General features: G+C 64.5%; 21 protein-coding genes. 15 read left to right on the top strand and 6 right to left on the bottom strand.

Features of this window, described 5'->3' with window-relative positions; genetic code table 11:
* Positions 1–4 precede the first annotated feature (4 nt).
* Positions 5–574: a flagellar transcriptional regulator FlhC gene (gene flhC / locus AWB82_RS05035; protein WP_086966057.1), complete on the top strand. Its 570-nt coding sequence runs from the start codon at positions 5–7 to the stop codon at positions 572–574.
* 26 nt (positions 575–600) lie between these two features.
* Here the strand turns inward: flhC and AWB82_RS05030 are convergent, their stop codons facing one another.
* Positions 601–1,023, bottom strand: a complete 423-nt coding sequence (locus tag AWB82_RS05030; protein ID WP_086966056.1) for a hypothetical protein — start codon at positions 1,021–1,023, stop codon at positions 601–603.
* A 299-nt stretch (positions 1,024–1,322) separates the two neighbouring features.
* Between AWB82_RS05030 and motA the strand changes: the two genes are divergently transcribed.
* The 13 genes from motA (at position 1,323) to AWB82_RS04965 (ending at position 14,595) form a co-directional block, all read left to right on the top strand.
* A complete protein-coding gene (motA, locus tag AWB82_RS05025) occupies positions 1,323–2,183 on the top strand; it encodes a flagellar motor stator protein MotA (protein ID WP_086966055.1) in 861 nt (286 codons plus the stop codon).
* Positions 2,184–2,208: 25 nt separating this feature from the next.
* Positions 2,209–3,207, top strand: a complete 999-nt coding sequence (gene motB / locus AWB82_RS05020) for a flagellar motor protein MotB (protein ID WP_086966054.1) — start codon at positions 2,209–2,211, stop codon at positions 3,205–3,207.
* 67 nt (positions 3,208–3,274) lie between these two features.
* Positions 3,275–3,655, top strand: a complete 381-nt coding sequence (locus tag AWB82_RS05015) for a response regulator (RefSeq protein ID WP_086966053.1) — start codon at positions 3,275–3,277, stop codon at positions 3,653–3,655.
* 46 nt (positions 3,656–3,701) lie between these two features.
* Positions 3,702–5,999: a chemotaxis protein CheA gene (gene cheA / locus AWB82_RS05010; RefSeq protein ID WP_086966052.1), complete on the top strand. Its 2,298-nt coding sequence runs from the start codon at positions 3,702–3,704 to the stop codon at positions 5,997–5,999.
* Positions 6,000–6,016: 17 nt separating this feature from the next.
* Complete coding sequence (gene cheW / locus AWB82_RS05005; RefSeq protein WP_086966051.1) at positions 6,017–6,535, top strand: chemotaxis protein CheW; 519 nt, start codon at positions 6,017–6,019, stop codon at positions 6,533–6,535.
* Positions 6,536–6,557: 22 nt separating this feature from the next.
* Positions 6,558–8,381: a methyl-accepting chemotaxis protein gene (locus tag AWB82_RS05000; protein WP_086966050.1), complete on the top strand. Its 1,824-nt coding sequence runs from the start codon at positions 6,558–6,560 to the stop codon at positions 8,379–8,381.
* A 158-nt stretch (positions 8,382–8,539) separates the two neighbouring features.
* Positions 8,540–9,466, top strand: coding sequence for a CheR family methyltransferase (locus AWB82_RS04995; RefSeq protein WP_096031417.1), 927 nt, complete (start codon positions 8,540–8,542; stop codon positions 9,464–9,466).
* Entirely contained in the window at positions 9,463–10,215 is a 753-nt protein-coding gene (gene cheD, locus AWB82_RS04990; RefSeq protein WP_086966049.1) for a chemoreceptor glutamine deamidase CheD, read from the top strand. The genes AWB82_RS04995 and cheD overlap by 4 nt, the downstream gene beginning before the upstream one ends.
* 14 nt (positions 10,216–10,229) lie before the next feature.
* Complete coding sequence (locus AWB82_RS04985; RefSeq protein ID WP_086966161.1) at positions 10,230–11,318, top strand: protein-glutamate methylesterase/protein-glutamine glutaminase; 1,089 nt, start codon at positions 10,230–10,232, stop codon at positions 11,316–11,318.
* A gap of 50 nt (positions 11,319–11,368) precedes the next feature.
* Complete coding sequence (cheY, locus tag AWB82_RS04980) at positions 11,369–11,764, top strand: chemotaxis response regulator CheY (protein ID WP_086966048.1); 396 nt, start codon at positions 11,369–11,371, stop codon at positions 11,762–11,764.
* 2 nt (positions 11,765–11,766) lie between these two features.
* Positions 11,767–12,486 carry a protein phosphatase CheZ gene (gene cheZ / locus AWB82_RS04975; protein ID WP_200818045.1) on the top strand — a complete coding sequence of 240 codons (720 nt, stop codon included), beginning with the start codon at positions 11,767–11,769 and terminating at the stop codon, positions 12,484–12,486.
* Positions 12,487–12,736: 250 nt separating this feature from the next.
* Positions 12,737–13,267 carry a DUF2844 domain-containing protein gene (locus AWB82_RS04970; protein WP_086966047.1) on the top strand — a complete coding sequence of 177 codons (531 nt, stop codon included), beginning with the start codon at positions 12,737–12,739 and terminating at the stop codon, positions 13,265–13,267.
* A 17-nt stretch (positions 13,268–13,284) separates the two neighbouring features.
* Positions 13,285–14,595 (top strand): DUF3443 domain-containing protein, encoded by a 1,311-nt coding sequence (locus AWB82_RS04965; RefSeq protein ID WP_086966046.1) that lies wholly within the window; start codon positions 13,285–13,287, stop codon positions 14,593–14,595.
* 88 nt (positions 14,596–14,683) lie between these two features.
* Here the strand turns inward: AWB82_RS04965 and AWB82_RS04960 are convergent, their stop codons facing one another.
* From AWB82_RS04960 to argS, 4 genes are all read right to left on the bottom strand, one after another.
* Complete coding sequence (locus AWB82_RS04960) at positions 14,684–15,457, bottom strand: SDR family oxidoreductase (protein WP_086966045.1); 774 nt, start codon at positions 15,455–15,457, stop codon at positions 14,684–14,686.
* Between the two features lie 17 nt (positions 15,458–15,474).
* Positions 15,475–16,122 carry a thiol:disulfide interchange protein DsbA/DsbL gene (locus AWB82_RS04955; protein WP_086966044.1) on the bottom strand — a complete coding sequence of 216 codons (648 nt, stop codon included), beginning with the start codon at positions 16,120–16,122 and terminating at the stop codon, positions 15,475–15,477.
* A 174-nt stretch (positions 16,123–16,296) separates the two neighbouring features.
* Positions 16,297–17,085, bottom strand: a complete 789-nt coding sequence (locus AWB82_RS04950; protein WP_086966043.1) for an SPOR domain-containing protein — start codon at positions 17,083–17,085, stop codon at positions 16,297–16,299.
* Between the two features lie 129 nt (positions 17,086–17,214).
* Positions 17,215–18,999, bottom strand: coding sequence for an arginine--tRNA ligase (argS, locus tag AWB82_RS04945; RefSeq protein WP_086966042.1), 1,785 nt, complete (start codon positions 18,997–18,999; stop codon positions 17,215–17,217).
* A 266-nt stretch (positions 19,000–19,265) separates the two neighbouring features.
* Here argS and AWB82_RS04940 point away from each other — a divergent pair, with 266 nt between their 5' ends.
* The gene (locus AWB82_RS04940; protein ID WP_086966041.1) at positions 19,266–19,592 is read left to right on the top strand and encodes a DUF1840 domain-containing protein; all 327 of its coding nucleotides are present in this window, start codon (positions 19,266–19,268) and stop codon (positions 19,590–19,592) included.
* A 116-nt stretch (positions 19,593–19,708) separates the two neighbouring features.
* Here the strand turns inward: AWB82_RS04940 and AWB82_RS04935 are convergent, their stop codons facing one another.
* A complete protein-coding gene (locus AWB82_RS04935) occupies positions 19,709–19,915 on the bottom strand; it encodes a hypothetical protein (RefSeq protein ID WP_086966040.1) in 207 nt (68 codons plus the stop codon).
* Positions 19,916–19,945 lie beyond the last annotated feature (30 nt).

Genomic DNA, 19,945 nt, shown 5'->3' with positions numbered 1-19,945 from the left:
CCCGATGGCAACGAGGAGCGTGGTCGCGGAAGTCCGCGAAATTACCCTGGCGATCGAGTTGGTCGAACTGGGCGCGCGTCTGCAACTGCTCGAAGCGGAAACGAACCTGTCGCGCGACCGTCTCATCAAGCTCTATAAGGAACTGAAGGGCGTGTCGCCGCCCAAGGGCATGCTGCCGTTTTCGACGGACTGGTTCATGACCTGGCAGCCGAACATCCATTCGTCGCTGTTTCACGGGATTTATCGTTTCATCGACGAGCATGGCGGCGCGCGCGGCACGCAGAGCACGATTCAGGCGATCGTGAAAAGCTACCGCCTCTATCTCGAACACGCGGCGCTGTACGGCGACGAGCCCGTGCTGTCGCTCACGCGCGCCTGGACGCTCGTGCGCTACTTCGAATCCGGGATGCTTCAGACCAACGTCTGCACGCGCTGCGGCGGACGTTTCGTCGCGCATGCGTACGACCTGCGCGCGGGCTATGTCTGCGGCCTGTGCCAGCCGCCTTCACGCGCGGGCAAGACGCGCAAGGCGAGCGCGAGCGCGCACGGCGAAGCGGGCCGGCTCGCGGCCTGAGAGCGGAGCGCCAGGCCCGCGTCTTTCTAGAAACGATCGCGATACGAAAGCCCGACGGTCATCCCGTGCGGGCTGCGCTGATACGTGATCGCCCAGTGCGTCACGGATGCGCCGATCCATGCGCCGAGCGCATCGGCGGCCAGATCCTTGTAGGAGAAACCATCCGTGCGGCATGTTCCGTCGACGATTTCCTTCACGAGTCCCGGCCCCGTGCCGATCAACGTGCCGTAGACGATCGGATGTTCCGAGTCCCGCGTCAGATAGCCGCCGAGCGCACCGAACGGCGCGGACACGGCCATGTGAGCGAGCTTGTCCGAGCCGGTCCAGCTATCCGATGTCTGCATTCGCCAGCCGCCGCGCGAGCCGCCGCAATCGAGTCCCGCATGCGCGAGCGAACTCGCGGTCAAGGTCAGCGCGAGCGCGCCGGCCTGTTTGATTGCCCTCGTCATCTTTCTCTCCGATTTCCCGACTCCGCGTTTCTAAGACAAATCCGAACGCGTGTTCGCATTATCGGCAAGAAATGTGGATTTCTATCGATATATTAAAAAATATATCTCCAGATCGACGTTATGGAGGAGCAAGTTGCTTCGAGGCAGCTAATTCGGCGCAACTACTGCGAAGCAACACCGATCCGCCGAAGGAAATCAAACGCCGGAAGCAGCCGTCCGACCGCGCCCCCAAGTTTTTCAGTCGAGTGCCGTAAACCACTTAACGGCGGTCTTACCGCACCAAACGTGAGGACTCGACTGTGCTGATTTTCGTAGGATCGCTCGTGACATTGCTGTCCGTTTTCGGCGGTTACGCGCTCGAAGGCGGACACCTTGGCGCGCTCATGCAGCCGGTCGAGATTCTGATGATCGGGGGCGCGGGCGTCGGCGCGTTCATCCTCGGCAACAACATCAAGACCATCAAGGCGACCATTCAGGTTCTCCCGACGCTCTTCAAAGGCGCGAAGTACGACAAGAGCATGTACATGGAGCTGATGGCCCTGCTCTACGTGCTGCTCGCGAAGGCGCGCAAGGAAGGCACGCTCGCGCTCGAAGCGGATATCGAAGATCCGTCGAAGAGCCCGGTCTTCAACCAGTACCCCAAGATTCTCGCGGACCATCACATCGTCGAATTTCTGACGGATTATCTGCGCCTCATGGTGAGCGGCAACATGAACGCGTTCGAGATCGAAAGCCTCATGGACGAGGAGATCGAGACGCATCACGTCGAGGGCGAAGCGCCCGCGCACGCGCTCACCAAGGTCGGCGACGCGATGCCCGCGTTCGGTATCGTCGCGGCGGTGATGGGCGTCGTGCACACGATGGCCTCCGCCGATCAGCCGCCCGCGATTCTCGGCGAGATGATCGCGCAGGCGCTCGTCGGCACCTTCCTCGGCATTCTGCTTTCCTACGGTTTCATCGGGCCGCTCGCGAACGTCGCGGAACAGCGCGTCGCGGAGCAAACGAAGATGTTCCAGTGCATCAAGGTGACGATCCTCGCGAGCCTGAACGGTTACGCGCCCGCGATCGCGGTGGAGTTCGGCCGCAAGGTGCTGTTCTCGACGGAGCGCCCGTCGTTCTCCGAACTGGAAGAGCACGTGCGCCGGGTCAAGTCGAAGTGACTTCCGCCATAGTCGAGACCGAGCGATGAGCAACGATTCCGAGCGCCCCATTTTCATCAAGCGCATCGTCGCGGGCAAGAAAGGGCATCACGGCGGCGCGTGGAAGCTCGCCTACGCGGACTTCATGACCGCGATGATGGCGTTCTTCCTGCTGATGTGGCTGCTTTCGTCGACCTCGCCGGTGCAGCGGCGCGGCATCGCCGAATATTTTCAGATGCCGCTCAAGGCTGCGATGGTCGGCGGCAAGACCGTCGGCATGGACAACAGCATCATCATGGGCGGCGGGCGCGACATCTCCAGCACGGAAGCGGGCGCGGCCCGCAGAATCGACGGCACCACGCAGCTCGCGCAGCGCGCATCGTCGGACACCGACGAGGAACTGCTCAAGGCCGCGCAAGGCGAACTGGAGCGGCGCGAGCAGGTGCGCCTGCACGACCTTCAGGTGAAGCTCATGGCCGCGATCGAGGCCAACCCGACGCTGCGTCAGTTCAAGCAGCAGATCCGCATCGAATCGACGCAGCAGGGCTTGCGCATCGAGATCGTCGATACCCAGAAGCGCCCGATGTTCGCGCTCTCCAGCAACGCCGTGCAACCGTACATGCGCGACATCCTGCGCGAGATCGGCAGATCGCTGAACGACGTGCCGAATCGCATCGTCGTGCAGGGACACACCGACGCCGTGAAGTACGCGGGCGGCGAAAAGGGCTACAGCAACTGGGAGCTTTCGGCGGACCGCGCGAACGCGTCGCGGCGCGAGCTCGTCGCGGGCGGCATGGACGAAGCGAAGGTGATGCGCGTGCTCGGACTCGCGTCGACGCAGAACCTGAACAAGAAGGACCCGCTCGATCCGGAGAACCGGCGCATCAGCGTGATCGTGCTCAATCGCAAGACGGAACTGTCGATGCAGCGCGATGACGGCGCGGCCGGCGCGACGCTCGACAACGGCACCGACGCCCACGGCTATCCATCGACGGCGCTCGGCCAGCTTATTCCGGGCGTCGCGCCCCGGCCCGCGGCGAAGTGAGCAAATTCCTCGAAAAAGACGCTCAAGACTCGACGCGTTTCGACCGTCATCCCGGCAAGAGACAAACATGATCAAAAACATTCTGGCAATCGACGATTCAGCCGCAATGCGGCAAATCCTCTCGGCGACGCTGGCGACGGCGGGTTACGAAGTGACCGTCGCGTCGGACGGCGACGAAGGCCTGGAGTGGGCGCTCGCGGAGCGCTTCGACCTCGTTCTGACCGACCAGCACATGCCGGGCAGAAGCGGGCTCGATCTGATCGTGGCGCTGCGCGGCAATCCCGCCTACAAAGCGACGCCGATTCTCGTGCTGACGACCGAAGACGGCGAGCCGTTCAAGGACGCGGCGCGCTCGGCGGGCGCGACAGGCTGGATCGAGAAGCCACTCGATCCGGACCTGCTGACGGAACTCGTCGCGGCGCTCTCCGAAACGCACGAGCAGCACTGAACCGAACATCAACGGCATCGAACGGCATCCCCGCGGTGACTCAAGCATGACACTCGACATTACCCAGTTCTACCAGACCTTCTTCGACGAAGCAGACGAACTGCTCGCGCAGATGGAGCAACTGCTGCTCGTTCTGGACATCGCGAATCCGGACCCGGAAGACCTCGCGGCGATCTTCCGCGCGGCGCACTCGATCAAGGGCGGCGCGGCGACGTTCGGCTTCACCGCGCTCACCGAGACGACGCACATTCTCGAATCGCTGCTGGACCGCGCGCGCAACAACGAGCTCGTCTTGCGCCCCGACATGATCGATACCTTCCTCGCGACGAAGGACGTGCTCTCGGATCAGCTCGCCGCTTATCGCGCGAGCGCCGAGCCGGATGCCGCCGCCGCCGCCGCGATCTGCGCGAAGCTCGAACGTCTGAAAAACGAGCAAGCCGAAGGCGGGCCGTCGAGCCAGATCGAGCCGCCCGCGCTGCCGGGCGACGCCATCGGCGCGGCGAGCGCGAGTGTCGCGCCCGCCTACGAAGGCCCGAATGCGCCGCCCGCGCATGTTCTCGCGCAAGCGATGGACGCGATCGAGGACGACGGCGACTGGGACGGCGCGTTCGAACTCACCGATGAAAACACGCATGCAGGAACCGCTGCCGCCGCGACGCCGGGACACACCGGCGCGGCGATGGCGGAAGTTGGACCCCACCTGAAAATTACGCTACGGGAGGTGGGCGAGAAGGACCTGGCGACTCTGATCGAGGAGCTGGGGAACCTGGGAAGCATCGTCGGAGAAAAGAAAGGAGACGCCGAGCACGTGGTATGGCTCGACTCGGACGTCCCGGCCGACGATATCGTCGCTGTGTGCTGCTTCGTGATCGATGAAAAGCAGATCACGATCGGCCGCGGCGATGCAGCGGCGCAATCCGCAGAAGCACAGCCGGCGCGCCCGGACGCGCCGGCCACGCAGGTTGCGCAACCCACGCTATACGAGGAACCGAAGCAATCGCAGGCGCACGCCGCGCCCGCATCCGCTGTCGGCAAGGAAGCAGCAAAAGAAGAAACGGCGGCGGCGGCGGGTTCGAAAGACCCTTCCGCCGCCCAGCCGTCCAAAGCCGCCGCGAGCGACGGCGACAAGAAAGCACGCCCGCAGGCCGCGGCATCGGCGGAAGGCAGTTCGATTCGCGTCGGCGTGGAGAAGGTCGATCAGCTTATCAATCTGGTGGGCGAACTCGTCATCACGCAGGCGATGCTCGCAGAAACGACGAGCACTTTCGATCCCGCATTGCACGACCGTCTTTTCAACGGCATGGCGCAGCTGGAGCGCAACGCGCGCGACCTGCAAGAGGCCGTCATGTCCATCCGCATGATGCCGATGGATTACGTATTCAGCCGCTTCCCGCGCCTCGTGCGCGACATCGCCGGAAAGCTCGGCAAGGAAGTGGAACTCGTCACGTTCGGTCAGGCGACCGAGCTGGACAAGAGCCTGATCGAGCGCATCATCGATCCGCTCACGCACCTCGTGCGCAACTCGCTCGATCACGGCATCGAGACCGTGGAAGCGCGTCGCGCGGCGGGCAAATCGACGACCGGCCAGTTGGTGCTGTCGGCGGCGCATCACGGCGGCAACATCGTGATCGAAGTGAGCGACGACGGCGCGGGCCTGCGCCGCGACAAGATTCTCGCGAAGGCGCAGAAGCAGGGCATGCAGGTTTCCGACTCGATGAGCGATGAAGAAGTCTGGCAACTCATCTTCATGCCGGGCTTCTCGACCGCCGAACAAGTGACGGACATTTCCGGGCGCGGCGTCGGCATGGACGTGGTGAAGCGCAACATCCAGTCGATGGGCGGCCACGTCGAAATCATGTCGCGTCAGGGCGCGGGCACGACGACGAAGATCGTGCTGCCACTCACGCTCGCGATTCTCGACGGCATGTCGGTGAAGGTCGGCAACGAGATCTTCATTCTGCCGCTCAACTTTGTGATGGAGTCGCTGCAGCCGGTGGCCGAAGACATCTACACGGTCGCGAACGGCGAGCGCGTCGTGCGCGTGCGCGGCGAATATCTGCCGCTCGTCGCGCTGCATCGCGTGTTCGAGGTCGAAGGCGCGCGCACCGAGCCGACGCAGGGCATCGTCACGATCATGCAGACGGAAGGACGCCGCTTCGCGATGCTGATCGACGAACTCGTCGGCCAGCAGCAAGTGGTCGTCAAGAACCTCGAAACGAATTACCGCAAGGTGCACGGCATTTCCGCGGCGACCATTCTGGGCGACGGCCGCGTCGCGCTGATCGTCGACGTGGCCGCGCTCAACCGCGAATCGCGCGCACAGCACGGCGCGCACGCTCACTAATACCGAAGGAGTCTTTCATGGCAGACATTCAATCGATCCTAACCGCCGCGCCTTCGCGACGTGATACGCAAAGCGCCGAAGCCGCGGGACAGGAATTCCTCGTGTTCACGCTCGGCGCCGAGGAATACGGCATCGACATCCTCAAGGTGCAGGAGATTCGCGGCTACGACAACGTTACACGTATCGCGAACGCGCCCGGGTTCATCAAGGGCGTGATCAATCTGCGCGGCATCATCGTGCCGATCGTCGACATGCGCATCAAGTTCAATCTGGGCCGCGTCGAGTACGACAACCAGACGGTCGTGATCATCCTGAATGTCGCGCATCGCGTGGTCGGCATGGTGGTGGACGGCGTGTCGGACGTGCTCACGCTGACGCAGGAGCAAGTGATGCCCGCGCCGGAATTCGGCGGCACGCTCGCAACGGAATATCTGACGGGACTCGGCACGGTCGATGGCCGCATGCTGATTTTGATGGACATCGAAAAGCTCATGACGAGCCGCGAAATGGAGTTGATCGACTCCGTCGGTGCATAACGAGCGAAGTGAGAAAGAAGCCATGCTGAAGAAGTTGTCGATCCGCACGACGCTCACGCTCGTCGGCCTGTTGTTCGTTGGATGCGCGGCGCTGATCGGTGCGCTTGCGCTCGCCGGGCTCAACTCCGCCGGCGCGTCGCTCGCCTCGCTCGCGCAGGAAGACATGGTCTCGATGCGCGCGCTTTCGGAAACGTCGTCGTATCTGCTGCGCTCGCGCGTGACGCTCGACCGCGTGCGCTCGCTCACCGAAGCGGGCAGCACGGACGAAGCGAAGAAGGCGATCGATCGCGGCCAGTATCTGCTCGACAAGAGCAACGAGAACTGGAAGCTCTATCTCGATACGCCGAAGCCGATGCTGCCGAAGGAAACGCTCGACGCGCTCGTTACTCAACGCGACGCGCTTGTGAAGACCGGCGTGGAGCCGGAGTTCGCGGCGATCCGCGCGAACGACATGGCCGCGTATCACGCGATCGCGGACACGAAGATCAGTCCCATGTTCGTCGCGTTCGATCAGGCCGTGACGACTGCCGTCGCGGCGCATCAGGCGCACGCCGAGAGTTCGCGCGCCGGCACGTCGTCGCATATCGCGGCGCTCAACATGACGATCGGCGCGGTGCTCGTGCTCGCTTTGCTGATGCTGATCGGCACGCGCATGGCGCTCTCCAGCCTGATCGTGAAGCCGATCAACGATGCGGTCGATCACTTCGAGCGCATCTCGCGCGGGGATCTCACGCAGAGCGCGCACAGCGACAGCGGCAACGAAATCGGGCGCCTTTTCGCGGGCATCGAACGCATGCGCGGCAATCTGACGACGATGGTCGGCGCGGTGCATCGCGGCGCGGAATCGATCGACGTCGGCGCGCATGAAATCGCGAGCGGCAACACGGATCTGTCGCAGCGCACGGAAGAGCAGGCGGCGTCGCTGCAGGAGACGGCGTCGAGCATGGAAGAGCTGACGAGCACGGTGAAGCAGAACGCCGACAACGCGCGCCAGGCGAGCCAGCTCGCGGTGAACGCGTCGGATATCGCTTCGCGCGGCGGCGAAGTCGTCGAGCAGGTCGTCGAGACGATGCATGCGATCTCGTCGAGTTCGAACAAGGTCGTCGACATCATCGGCGTGATCGAGGGCATCGCGTTCCAGACCAACATTCTCGCGTTGAACGCGGCCGTCGAAGCGGCGCGCGCGGGCGAGGAAGGCCGCGGCTTCGCGGTGGTCGCGGGCGAAGTGCGCTCGCTCGCGCAGCGCAGCGCGGCGGCGGCGAAGGAAATCAAGGCGCTCATCGGCGATTCGGCCGCGAAGGTCGACAGCGGCACGGAACTCGTCGCGCGCGCCGGCCAGACGATGGGCGAGATCGTGCAGGCGGTGCGCCGCGTGACCGACATCATGGGCGAGATCAGCGCGGCGTCGGAGGAGCAGTCGGACGGCATCGAGCAGGTCAACCGCGCGGTCACGCAGATGGACAGCGTGACGCAGCAGAACGCCGCGCTCGTCGAAGAGGCGGCGGCGGCCGCCGCATCGCTCGAAGAGCAGACGCGTCAGTTGAAGGGCGTGGTGGCGCAATGGCGTCTGGAAAGCGCGGCAGCGCCGGTGCGCACGAGCGCATCGACGGCGGTGGCGCGTCTTGCGCCGGCGGCGCGTGTCGAGCCCAGGACGCCCGCGATCGCATCGAAAGCGAAGTCTGTCGAGACGCCAAAAGTTGCGCCGGAAGCGGCCGTTAATAAGGAAACAGCGAAGGAACCAGCGAAGGAAGCGACGAAGGCCGCGAGCAAGCCGTCGGTCAAGTCCGCTCCCGCGCCGCGCGTCAAGGCGACGACCGCCGACGACGGCGACTGGGAAACCTTCTAACCCGATCCGGAAACGATTACGGCCATGCAGGCATCGCGCATCACGATCGATAACCGGCGTTTCATCGAAGCGCACGGCAGACGCGAGTCCGCATGGTCGAGCGCGACGAACACGCCACATCGGGCGTCAAAGACGACGTCGAGGAAGCACGAAACATCATGATGGCAACGCGCAACGCGCGCGCCGACTTGCCCGCCAACGTGCGCGGCCCGGAAGTCGAGCGCGATTTCGAATTCACCCCGGCGGATTTCGCCCGCATTCGCGAGCTGATTCATCGCCGCGCGGGCATCTCGCTGTCGGACCATAAACGCGACATGGCGTACAGCCGCCTCGCGCGCCGTCTGCGCGCGTGCGGCATGGATACGTTCAAGCAGTATCTCGATCGCCTCGAAACCAACGAGGACAACGGCGAGTGGGAAGCGTTCGTCAACGCGCTGACCACGAACCTCACGGCGTTCTTCCGCGAGTCGCATCACTTTCCGATTCTCGCGGACTTCGTGAAGCGCCGGCCGCAGCCGTTCTCGGTGTGGTGCTCGGCGGCGTCGACGGGCGAGGAACCGTATTCCATCGCGATGACGCTCGTCGAAGCGTTGGGCGAGCACGCGGCGCGCCAGTGCACGGTGTACGCGAGCGACATCGACAGTCAGGTGCTCGCGAAGGCCGAAGCGGGCGTGTATTCGCTCGATCAGGTGAAGGCGTTGCCGGTCGAGCGTCTCAAGCGCTTCTTTCTGAAGGGCACGGGCTCGCACGCGGGACTCGTGAAGGTGCGCCCCGAACTGCGCGCGATGGTGAATTTCGGCCGCGTGAACCTGACCGACGCGCGCTACGACCTGAAAGGCTCGTTCGACGCGATCTTCTGCCGCAACGTGATGATCTACTTCGACAAGCCGACGCAAGGGCAAGTGCTCTCGCGCTTCGAGCCGCTGATGAAGCCGGGCGCGTTGCTCTTCGCGGGTCATTCGGAAAACTTCACGTATGTGTCGCAGGCGTTCCGGCTGCGCGGCCAGACCGTGTACGAACTGAGCCGCGACGCGAAGCCGGCGGCCACGTCGAAGACGCGCGCGCTTGCGGGAGAGACGGCATGAGCGGCCTTCCGATGGCGTCGAATCTCTATTTCGACAATCACTTCAAGAAGCCGGGCGTGAAGCTCCTGCCGAACGAGTTCTACATGACGAGCGAAGACATGGTGCTCGTCACCGTGCTCGGCTCGTGCGTGGCGGCGTGCATCCACGATCGCACGGCGGGTATCGGCGGAATGAATCACTTCATGTTGCCCGACGACGGTTCCGACGCATCGCATGCAGCGTCCGATTCGATGCGTTACGGCGCATACGCGATGGAAGTGCTCATCAACGAGCTCATCAAGCGCGGCGGAAGGCGCGAGCGTTTCGAGGCGAAGGTGTTCGGCGGCGGCGCGGTGCTCGCGGGCATGACGACCATCAACATCGGCGATCGCAATTCGGAGTTCGTGCGGCGCTATCTCGCGCTGGAGAAGATTCGCATCGTCGCCGAGGATTTGCAGGGCGCGCATCCGCGCAAGGTCGCGTTCATGCCGCGCTCGGGTCAGGTGATGGTCAAGAAGCTGAAGACGCAGCAGGATACGGTCGTCGTCGAACGCGAGCAGGCGCTCATGCAGCGCACGCCGGAAGAGCGCGCGGAGCGGCTCGCGAAGGCGCGTGCGCGCGTCGAGCTGTTTCAGCCGAATGCGGCGGGCGCGAAGCCGCGCGCGGAACTGTTCACGGCATCCGCGAAGTTGGCCGCGAGGCCGCGCGTCGAACTATTCGGCAACACCGCGCGTAATGCGCGCGGCGTCAAAGCGGTGGAGGAAGCATGACACTCGCCCACGCGATGAACACGAACAAGATCAAGGTGCTGTGCGTCGACGACTCGGCGCTCGTGCGCAGCCTGATGACCGAGATCATCAACTCGCAGCCCGACATGCACGTGTGCGCGACCGCGCCCGATCCGCTCGTCGCGCGCGAACTGATCAAGCTGCACAACCCGGACGTGCTCACGCTCGACGTCGAAATGCCGCGCATGGACGGCCTCGACTTCCTGGAAAAGCTGATGCGCCTGCGGCCGATGCCGGTCGTGATGGTGTCGTCGCTGACCGAGCGCGGCAACGAAATCACGCTGCGCGCGCTGGAACTCGGCGCGGTCGATTTCGTCACGAAGCCGAAGGTCGGCATTCGCGACGGCATGCTCGACTACGCCGAAAAGCTCGCCGACAAGGTGCGCGCGGCGTCGCGCGCGCGGGTGAAGCAAACCACGCACGTGGCGAGCGCGCCGGCGAACTCGGCGACGCACAAGCTCGCGCCGCATTTCAACAACCCGCTCGTGTCGACGGAAAAGCTCGTGATCGTCGGCGCATCGACGGGCGGAACGGAAGCGATCCGCGAAGTGCTGGTGCCGCTGCCGCCCGATGCGCCCGCCGTGCTCATCGCGCAGCACATGCCGCCGGGCTTCACGAAGTCGTTCGCGCAGCGCCTGAACGGGCTGTGCCGCATTACCGTGAAGGAAGCCGAGCACGGCGAGCGCGTGCTGCCGGGCCACGCGTATATCGCGCCGGGCCACGCGCATCTGGTGCTCGCGAGAAGCGGCGCGAACTATGTCGCGCATCTGTCGGACGCGCCGCCGGTGAACCGGCATCGGCCTTCGGTCGACGTGCTGTTCCGCTCGGCGGCGCAGCACGCGGGCAAGAACGCGATCGGCGTGATCCTGACCGGCATGGGCCGCGACGGCGCCGCCGGGCTTCTCGACATGCAGCAGGCGGGCGCGTACACGCTCGCGCAGGACGAAGCGAGTTGCGTGGTGTTCGGCATGCCGCGCGAAGCGATTGCAATGGGCGGCGCGAGCGAAATCGCGCCGCTCTCTGAAATGAGCCGGCGCGTCATGGCGCGGCTTGCCTCGATGGGCGAACGCGTACAGCGCGTCTGAACTTTCTGGATTGAGCGGCGCCGCCGCATTGAGAACACAAGGGAGTAGTGATGGACAAGAACATGAAGATCCTCGTCGTCGACGATTTTCCGACGATGCGCCGTATCGTGCGTAACCTGCTCAAGGAACTGGGCTACGGCAACGTCGACGAAGCCGAAGACGGCGCGGCGGGCCTCGCGCGTCTGCGCGGCGGCGGCTTCGACTTCGTGATCACCGACTGGAACATGCCGAACCTCGACGGCCTGTCGATGCTGCAGCAGATCCGCGCGGACGCGATGCTCGCGCATCTGCCGGTGCTGATGGTGACGGCGGAATCGAAGAAGGAAAACATCATCGCGGCGGCGCAAGCGGGCGCGAGCGGTTACGTGGTCAAGCCCTTCACGGCCGCCACACTCGACGAGAAGCTCACCAAGATTCTCGAAAAGATGGCCAAAGCGGGGAGCTGATCGTGAACGATCTGACCACTGAATTCGCGGCCGCGGTCGCAGCCGTCGTCGATGCGGAAGGCGATCCGTCGAGCGACCGCATTCTCGCGCGCATCGGGCAACTGACCCGCACGCTGCGCGACTCGATGCGCGAGCTCGGCCTCGACAAGCAGGTCGAAGCCGCGGCGCTTGCCGTGCCCGACGCGCGCGACCGGTTGAAATATGTCGCGACGATGACCGAGCAGGCCGCCGAGCGCGCGCTCAACGCGATCGAACTTGCCAAGCCGGTACAGGAGTCGATGCAGTTCGAGGCGCAAGCGCTCGACGCGCGCTGGGCGAAATGGTACGGCGCGCCGCTCGCGCAGGCCGAGGCGGGCGAGCTGCTCGCGCATACGCGCACGTTCCTGCAAAGCGTGCCCGAACGGACGCAGGCGACCAACGCGCAACTGCTGGAAATCATGCTTGCGCAGGATTTTCAGGATCTGACCGGCCAGGTGATCAAGAAGATTACGGACGTCGTGTATCTGATCGAGCAGCAATTGCTGGGCGTATTGCTTGAGAACATCGCGCCGGAGCGGCGTGAGCAGTTCGCGGCATCGGCGGCGGCGTTGATGTCGTCGGCGGCGTCGACCGGCAGTCCGGAAGGCCTGCTCAACGGGCCGCAGATCAATCCGGAAGGACGCAGCGACGTCGTGCAGGATCAAACGCAAGTGGACGATTTGCTGGCAAGCCTGGGCTTCTGAGCCTTTGTAAACGTCCGTTACTTCGACATACTCAGCGTTGTACAGACACGCGAAGCGCATACCAATGTGCTTCGCGTTTTTTATTGTGTGCGCTTGCGAACACTAGGACTATTCCTTGCGGCTGGCATACTGACGGTGTTCGCACTAGGACAAAATAGGGGCGAAATGCGGTGGCGCATCTGTCACTCAATCGTCGAGCTCCGGCCATGAGCGCAGTCGCACGGCCGGCGGATAACCGATAGGAGGCCCAGTGAAGGCACCGAAGCAATCCCGTCATGGGCATCTTGTAAGCGCGTTGGCATTCGTCGCCGGCGCGCTGTGCGTGAGCGTGGCGGCGCCCGCCTACGCAGTGCTCGGCGGCGAGCCGATGAGCGCGCCGAAAGGCGCCACGGCGACGTCCGCGAAGGCCGTCGCGCGTGCGGCCGTCGCAAGCGGCGCGTCGAGCGCAACGACGACGTCGGCCGCGAACTACACCGTTCGCTCGACCACGCTCGCGAGCGGAACGGTCATCAACGAATATTTGTCCACGGAAGGTGTCGTGTTCGGCATCGCGTGGCACGGGCCGCGCGTGCCGGATCTCGCCAGCCTGCTCGGCAGCTATTTCCCGCAATATCAGCAAGGCCTGAAGGCGCAGCGCGCCGCGCGCGGCGGACGCGGGCCGGTGAGCGTGCAAGGCTCGGGGCTCGTCGTCGATTCGGGCGGTCACATGGGCTCGTTCGCGGGCAGCGCGTATTTGCCGCAATCGTTGCCTGCCGGCGTGTCCGCCAGCGACATCCAGTAAGCGACGGGAGACTCAGTATGCATGGAACGACACTCAGCCATCCCGCACTCTCTTCCTCCCGACGCGGCGGCTTCGCCCGCTGGCTCGGCGTTGTTTGCCTCTCCGTCATGCTCGCGGCCTGCGGCGGCGGCGGCGATGACTCCAGCTCCAGCTCCAGCAACGGCGGTTCGTCGGGCGGCTCTGGCGGCGGCTCGGGCGGCAGTTCGAGCACCAGCAGCGCGAACGCGCAGCCTGGTTCGCCCAACGGCACGAACGCGGTGCCGATCAACGTCAATTCCGGCGTCGCGGGCTTCGTCAACATTCCGAACGTCTCGGTAACGGTGTGCGCGCCGGGTTCGTCGGTGTGTCAGACCATCGACAACATTCAGGTCGATACGGCGTCCTTCGGCCTGCGCATTCTCGGATCGGCGGCGCAGAACGTGCTCGGCAGCCTGCCGAACGCGCGCGCGTCCAACGGCGGGCAGCTCGCCGAATGCGCCGGCTTCGCCGACGGCTACACGTGGGGCACCGTGCGCACGGCCGACGTGAAGATCGGCACGGAAGTGGCGTCGGGCGTGCCGCTTCAGATCATCGGCGATCTCGACGCGTCGGCGGCGCCGACCGGCGATAACGGGTGTCCATCCGGCAGCGACGAAAACTCGATCGCGGACATCGGCGCGAACGGCATTCTCGGCATCGGCACGCAGACCTACGACTGCGGCAACGGATGCGTGAGCACGCCGCTCAACGCGATGTACTTCTCGTGCACCAACGGCGCGAATTGCACGGGCGTCGCGGTGCCGCTCGCCCAGCAGGTGACGAATCCGGTCGCGAAGTTCCCGGTCGACAACAACGGCGTGATCGTGCAGTTGCCGCCGGTTTCCGATAGCGGCTCGGCCAGCGCGACCGGCGTGCTGATATTCGGCATCGGCACGCAGAGCAACAACGCGGTCGCTAATGTGACGAAGTACGGCACGGACCCCTACGGCGACCTGAACGGCACGTACAAGGGCAAGTCCTACACGACCTTCTTCGACACAGGATCGAACGGCAACTTCTTCCAGGACAGCTTTCCGCTGTGCTCGGGTTCGACGGCGTTCTATTGCCCGACCTCGTCGCAGTCGCTGTCGACGACGATCAAGGGCACCGAAGGCAACAGCGCGGTCGTGCCGTTCCTGCTCGCCAACGCGAGCACGCTGACTCAAGGCAAGAACAAGTTTGCCTTCAACAGTCTCGGTGGTCAGTTGGGGATGGCCAGCTACTTCGACTTCGGCCTGCCGTTCTTCTTCGGCCGACATGTTTACGTCGGATACGAGTTGCCGAACAACCCGGCCTACGTGGCGTTCTGACGTGCCGATGGCCTGACCGGAGAGCGGTTCCGGTCAGGCGGTCCGTCCAATGAAAAAACCGGCTGCGTTTTCGCGCAGCCGGTTTTTTTCACCCGTCCGCGCGTGGCTTGCGCGGCGCGCGCTCGGCGAGCGCGTCGTAGAACCAGCGCGGGAGCGCGTGCATCAGCATGCCCGCGATGCGCATCTGCCACGGAAACGTCGCGTAGCGCACCTTGCGTTCGATCGCACCGGCGGCTTTCGCGGCGAAGCGGTCGGCGTCCATGAGAAAGGGCATGCGATATGGATTGTGCGCGGTCATTTCCGAGCGCACGTAGCCCGGCGCGATCGTGACGACGGCCACGCCGAGCGGCCGCATCTCGACGCGCAATGCTTCCAGATACTTCGCCACCGCCGATTTCGACGCGCTGTACGCGCCGCCGCCCGGCAGCCCGCGCACGCCCGCGACGCTCGCAATGCCCACTAGCGTGCCGCGCCGCGCGGCCGTCATCGAGGCGACGAACGGCTCGAACGTCGCGACCATGCCGAAGTAGTTCACGTCCATCACGGCGCGGAAGGTGTCGAGATCGCCGTGGCCCGTCAGCGCGCCGCGACTCATGCCCGCGTTCGCGATGACGATATCCGCCGCGCCGTGCTCCGCGATGAAGCGACGCGCGGCATCGGCGAGCGCATCGGCGTCGCGCACGTCGGCGGGATAAATGGAGATCGCGTTTTGCGGATGACGGGCCGCGAATGCGGCGAGAGAATCGGCGCGGCGGGCGACGAGGCCGAGCACGGCCCCGCGCTTCGCGTATTCCTCGGCCAGCGCAAGGCCGATGCCGCTCGACGCGCCAGTGATGAAGACCTTCAGGCGAACTGCATCCATACCGGCGCGAGCGGGTTTCAGAGCTTCTTGTCGCGGACTTGCTGGACGAGGAAGTCCATGACCTGCGTCGTGCCCGGCAGGCTATTGGTCATTGCCGGGCCGGTTTCGTACTTGCCCTGCACGACGACCGTCGGCACGCCGTCGATCTTGTAATCCTGCATGAGCTTGGCGTCGCGCTGCACGGCGCTTTGCGTCGAGAACGAGTTATACGCGTCCATGTACTTCTTCGGGTCGACGCCCTGCGTCTTGAGGAAATCAGCCTGCGCCTGCGGCGTCAGCAGATAGTTCTTCTTCACGTGGATTTCGTTGAACACGGCCGGCGCGAGCTTTTCCGCCACGCCGAGCGCGTCGAGCGCGTGATACATCTTCGAGTGCGGAATGAAGTCGTCGCGGAACGCCACCGGCACGCGCTTGAACACGACGTCCGGCCCTTGCTTCTTCGACCATGCCTCCAGGTACGGCTCGAATTCGTTGCAGTGCGGGCAGCCGTACCAGAAGAACTCGATGACCTCGACCTTGCCCGCAGGCGCGGCGATCGGCTGAGGCGCCTGCAGCACGGTGTATTCCTTGCCGGCGGTAGGCGCGGCCGCCGCCGAATTCGCGACGCTCATGGAAGCGGCTGCGATGCCAAGGGAGAGAGCCAACGCGCTAAAGATTTTTTTCATGATTGAAGAGGTACGCAATGGAAACGCGAGGGAACAGGAAGCAGGTCCGTAAGTGGGACATAAGACGCTTAAACCACCCTTAAGCCACTCTTGCGCCACGCTTGAACGCGCGGCGCCCGTCGCCTGCGCGCCGCCGTCTTGCGGCGCGCAGGCACGTCGACTACGTTTGCTGCGTTATTGCTTCGAGAAACGGATCACGGCGGTATCGACGCCCGCGTCGGACAGACGCTGACGCGCGGTGTTCATGTCCTCGAACTTCGCGAACGGCCCGATGCGCACGCGATAGTACGTCACGCCGCCCGCATCGCGTTGCGTGACCTTCGATTCGAAACCCTGAAAGCCGAGACGCGCGCGTTGCTGTTCGGCATCCGCCTGCGTCTTGTACGCGCCGACCTGCAGGAAGTAGCCCGTGTTCGGCTCGCCCGGCGCGGGCGGCGTGGTTTTCGCCGTCGTGGGCGCGGAGCCGGCCTTAGGCGGCGTGGCGTTCGCGTTGCTCGTCGCGGCGGGCGGGGTTGGCACCGCGGGCGCGTTCGGCGTGGGTTCCGGCTTCTTCGCAGGCGTCGTGCTCGCGGTCTTGGGCACGGACGCCGTTGCGCCCGACGGCGGCACTTCGACGATCTGCGGCTCGTCGAGCATGCCCGACGACTGCGTCTGATTGTTGGTCTGGCCCGGCGCGGTGTTGGGCGGCGTGGGCTGCGCGGCTTGCGGCACCGCCTGGCCCGGCGTCTTGCCTTGCAGCGGACGATTCGGATCGTACGGTTGCGCGGCGGCGGGGGCGGAGTTGGCCTCGGACGGCGGCGGCGCGACCTTCGCCACGAACGGCGTAGGCGCACGCGTGATGTACAGCGCGACGATAACGGCGATCGCGAGGCCGACGATCAGGCCCAGCACGATGCCGATGAACGTTCCGCCCGTTTGCTTCGACTGCTTCGACTGCTTCGATGTGCGGCGTGGTTGTGCCATCGTATGAATCACCTGCGAGAGAGTCTTCTGGTTGGGCGACGATTATAGCGGCGGCTCAAGACAAGCCCGCGCCAGGCATCTGTTCGCGCACGCCGAAAATTCTGAATTCCGGGCGTGCGCGGCAGAGGCTCACATCTTTTGAGGAGCGGAAACGCCGATGGTCGCGAGACCGTTTTCGAGAACCTGACGCGTCGCGGCGAGCAGCGCGATGCGCGCTGTGCGTTCCTTTTCGTCGTCCACGAGCACGCGCTCCGCATTGTAGAACGAGTGAAATTCGCCAGCGAGATCGCGCAGATAGAACGCGACCGCGTGCGGCGCGAGTTCGTCGGCGGCGTGCGCAAGCATTTCGGGGAATTCGGCGAGCTTGTTGAGCAACGCCATTGCGCGGTCGCTCGACAGCGGCGAGAGGTCGGCCTTGGCCGCTTCTGCGATGTCGCCCGCGTAGCGCATCTTCCAGTCGTTGAGAATTGTGCAGATGCGCGCGTGCGCGTATTGCACGTAGTAGACCGGATTCTCGTCGTTCTGCTTGAGCGCGAGGTCGATGTCGAACACGAATTCGGTATCGGCCTTGCGCGAGATGAGGAAGAAGCGCACGGCGTCGCGGCCGCGGCGGATGGTGTCTTCGTCGATCTGATCGGGCGCGGTCTCGTGGCCCGGCGCGAGGCCGCCCGACCATTCGATCAGATCGCGCACCGTCACGTAACTGCCCGCGCGCTTGGAGATTTTCACTTCCTGGCCGTCGCGCATGACCGTCACCATCTTGTGCAGCACGTAGTCGGGATAGCCCTTCGGAATGCCGACGCCGAGTCCTTGCAGCCCGGCGCGCACGCGTGCGATCGTGCCGTGATGGTCCGAGCCCTGAATGTTGATGACCTTCGTGTAGCCGCGCTCCCACTTGGTCACGTGATACGCGACGTCCGGCACGAAGTACGTGTAGGTGCCGTCGGATTTCTTCATCACGCGGTCTTTGTCGTCGCCGTCGTCGGTGGTGCGCAGCCACAGCGCGCCGTCCTGCTCATAGGTCTTGCCCGCATCGACGAGCGCCGCGACCGTCTTCTCGACGCGGCCTTCCTTGTACAGCGCCGACTCCAGATAGAACTGGTCGAACTTCACGCCGAACGCGGTCAGATCCATGTCCTGCTCGTGACGCAGATACGCCACCGCGAAATGACGAATGGCTTCGAGATTCTCCACGTCGCCTTTGCCCTTCACCGGCTCGCCGTCCTTCGCCGCGACGGTTTCGCCCGCCATGTAGTCGCGCGCGATATCGGCGATGTACTCGCCGTTGTACGCGGCTTCCGGCCATTCGGCGTCGCCCGGCTTGAGGCCGCGCGCGCGCAGTTGCGTCGAGATCGCGAGGTTGTTGATCTGCACGCCCGCGTCGTTGTAGTAGAACTCGCGGTGCACGTCGTAGCCCTGCGTTTCGAGCAGATTCGAGAGCGCATCGCCGAGCGCCGCCTGGCGGCCGTGGCCGACGTGAAGCGGGCCGGTCGGATTCGCCGACACGAACTCGACAAGCACGTGCCGGCCGGCATCGCGCGTCGAACGGCCGAACGCGGCGGCGTCGGCGAGCACGGCCGGGATCACGTCTTGCTTCGCCGTCGCTGAAAGACGCAGATTGATGAAGCCGGGACCCGCCACTTCGGCGCTCTCGACGAGACCCTTCGCGGCCGGCAGGCCGAGCAGCGCATCGACAATCTGCTGCGCGAGCTGGCGCGGATTCGCGCGCAGCGGCTTGGCGAGCTGCATCGCGACGTTCGACGCCACGTCGCCGTGAGCCGCGACCTTCGGTCGTTCGAGGACGATCGCGGGCGTGACGAAGGCCGCTTCGCTGGCGCCGTGCGTGGCTTGCGCGACCTGCTTGACCGCGTCGGTGATGAGCGTTTCGAGAGTGTGTTTATGTGCGGGCAGCATGCTGAATGTGATCCAGTGGAGCGAGGGCTGACGGGGCGCGTTCCGGCGTGCGTGCCGACTCGGAAGGGCGACTTCGCGACGCGTTGGTCCAGGAATGAGGTGTCGGCGGCCGAACGGAGAACGGAGCCGACTACCACATAAAGTGGGGATTTTAGCAGGTGCTAATATGTCGAATCAGGGTGTCGTCATGTTGTCAGGGAGACCGGCTCGTCTGCGCGTTTCGTTTGCAAACCGCTTATGATCCACATAAACAAAAGGACCATGCCATGCTGATCACATTCAAAACGCCGTCCGCACCGGACGTCATGATGCTCGAAAACCTCGCGGAATATCTCCTCGGCATCATCGGCAAGCAGCTCACGGCGCGAGGCGTCATCACGCACGAAGACCTGCCCGCGGCCATCCAGAAACTCGAAGCGGCCGTCGTCACCGACAAGAAAGAGCGCGCCGAGCACGACGGCCATTTCCACGAAGGCGAAGCGGGCCACGAGCCGCACGAGATTCCGATCGGACTCGCTCAGCGCGCCTATCCGTTCCTCGACATGTTGCGTCTTGCGCAAAAGCACAACACGGACATTCTCTGGGGCGTCTGATCGATCGGCGTCGTTCGTAGCGTCGATAAGAAAAACCCGCATCGCTGCCGATGCGGGTTTTTTTTCGTCCGAAGAAACGTTTGACGGCTTCGGTCGCGCTGCTGCGTTGCTGCGTATTACTGCGACTGGCCGCTTTCCGGGCCTGCGGGTTTCGCGGGCGTGTGCGGCTTTTTCGGCTTCTTGGGTTTCTTCTTGTGCTCGGTCTGCGGCGGCGAGTACGAGGAGGCCTCGGTGCTGCTCGCCTGCGCAAACGCGGCGGAACTCGACGCGGCGAGCAAAGCCGCGGCGATCGCTACGGTTACGGCGGACGTCATCTTCTTCATGCGACTTTCTCCGTTGACGAAAGGAATGCG

Origin of the sequence: Caballeronia glebae, from assembly GCF_001545035.1 — a bacterium.
In the GTDB taxonomy this organism is placed as follows: Bacteria; Pseudomonadota; Gammaproteobacteria; order Burkholderiales; family Burkholderiaceae; genus Caballeronia; species Caballeronia glebae.
The sequence above is the reverse complement of the archived record's forward strand: the minus strand, read 5'-3'. Positions and strand labels throughout refer to the sequence as shown.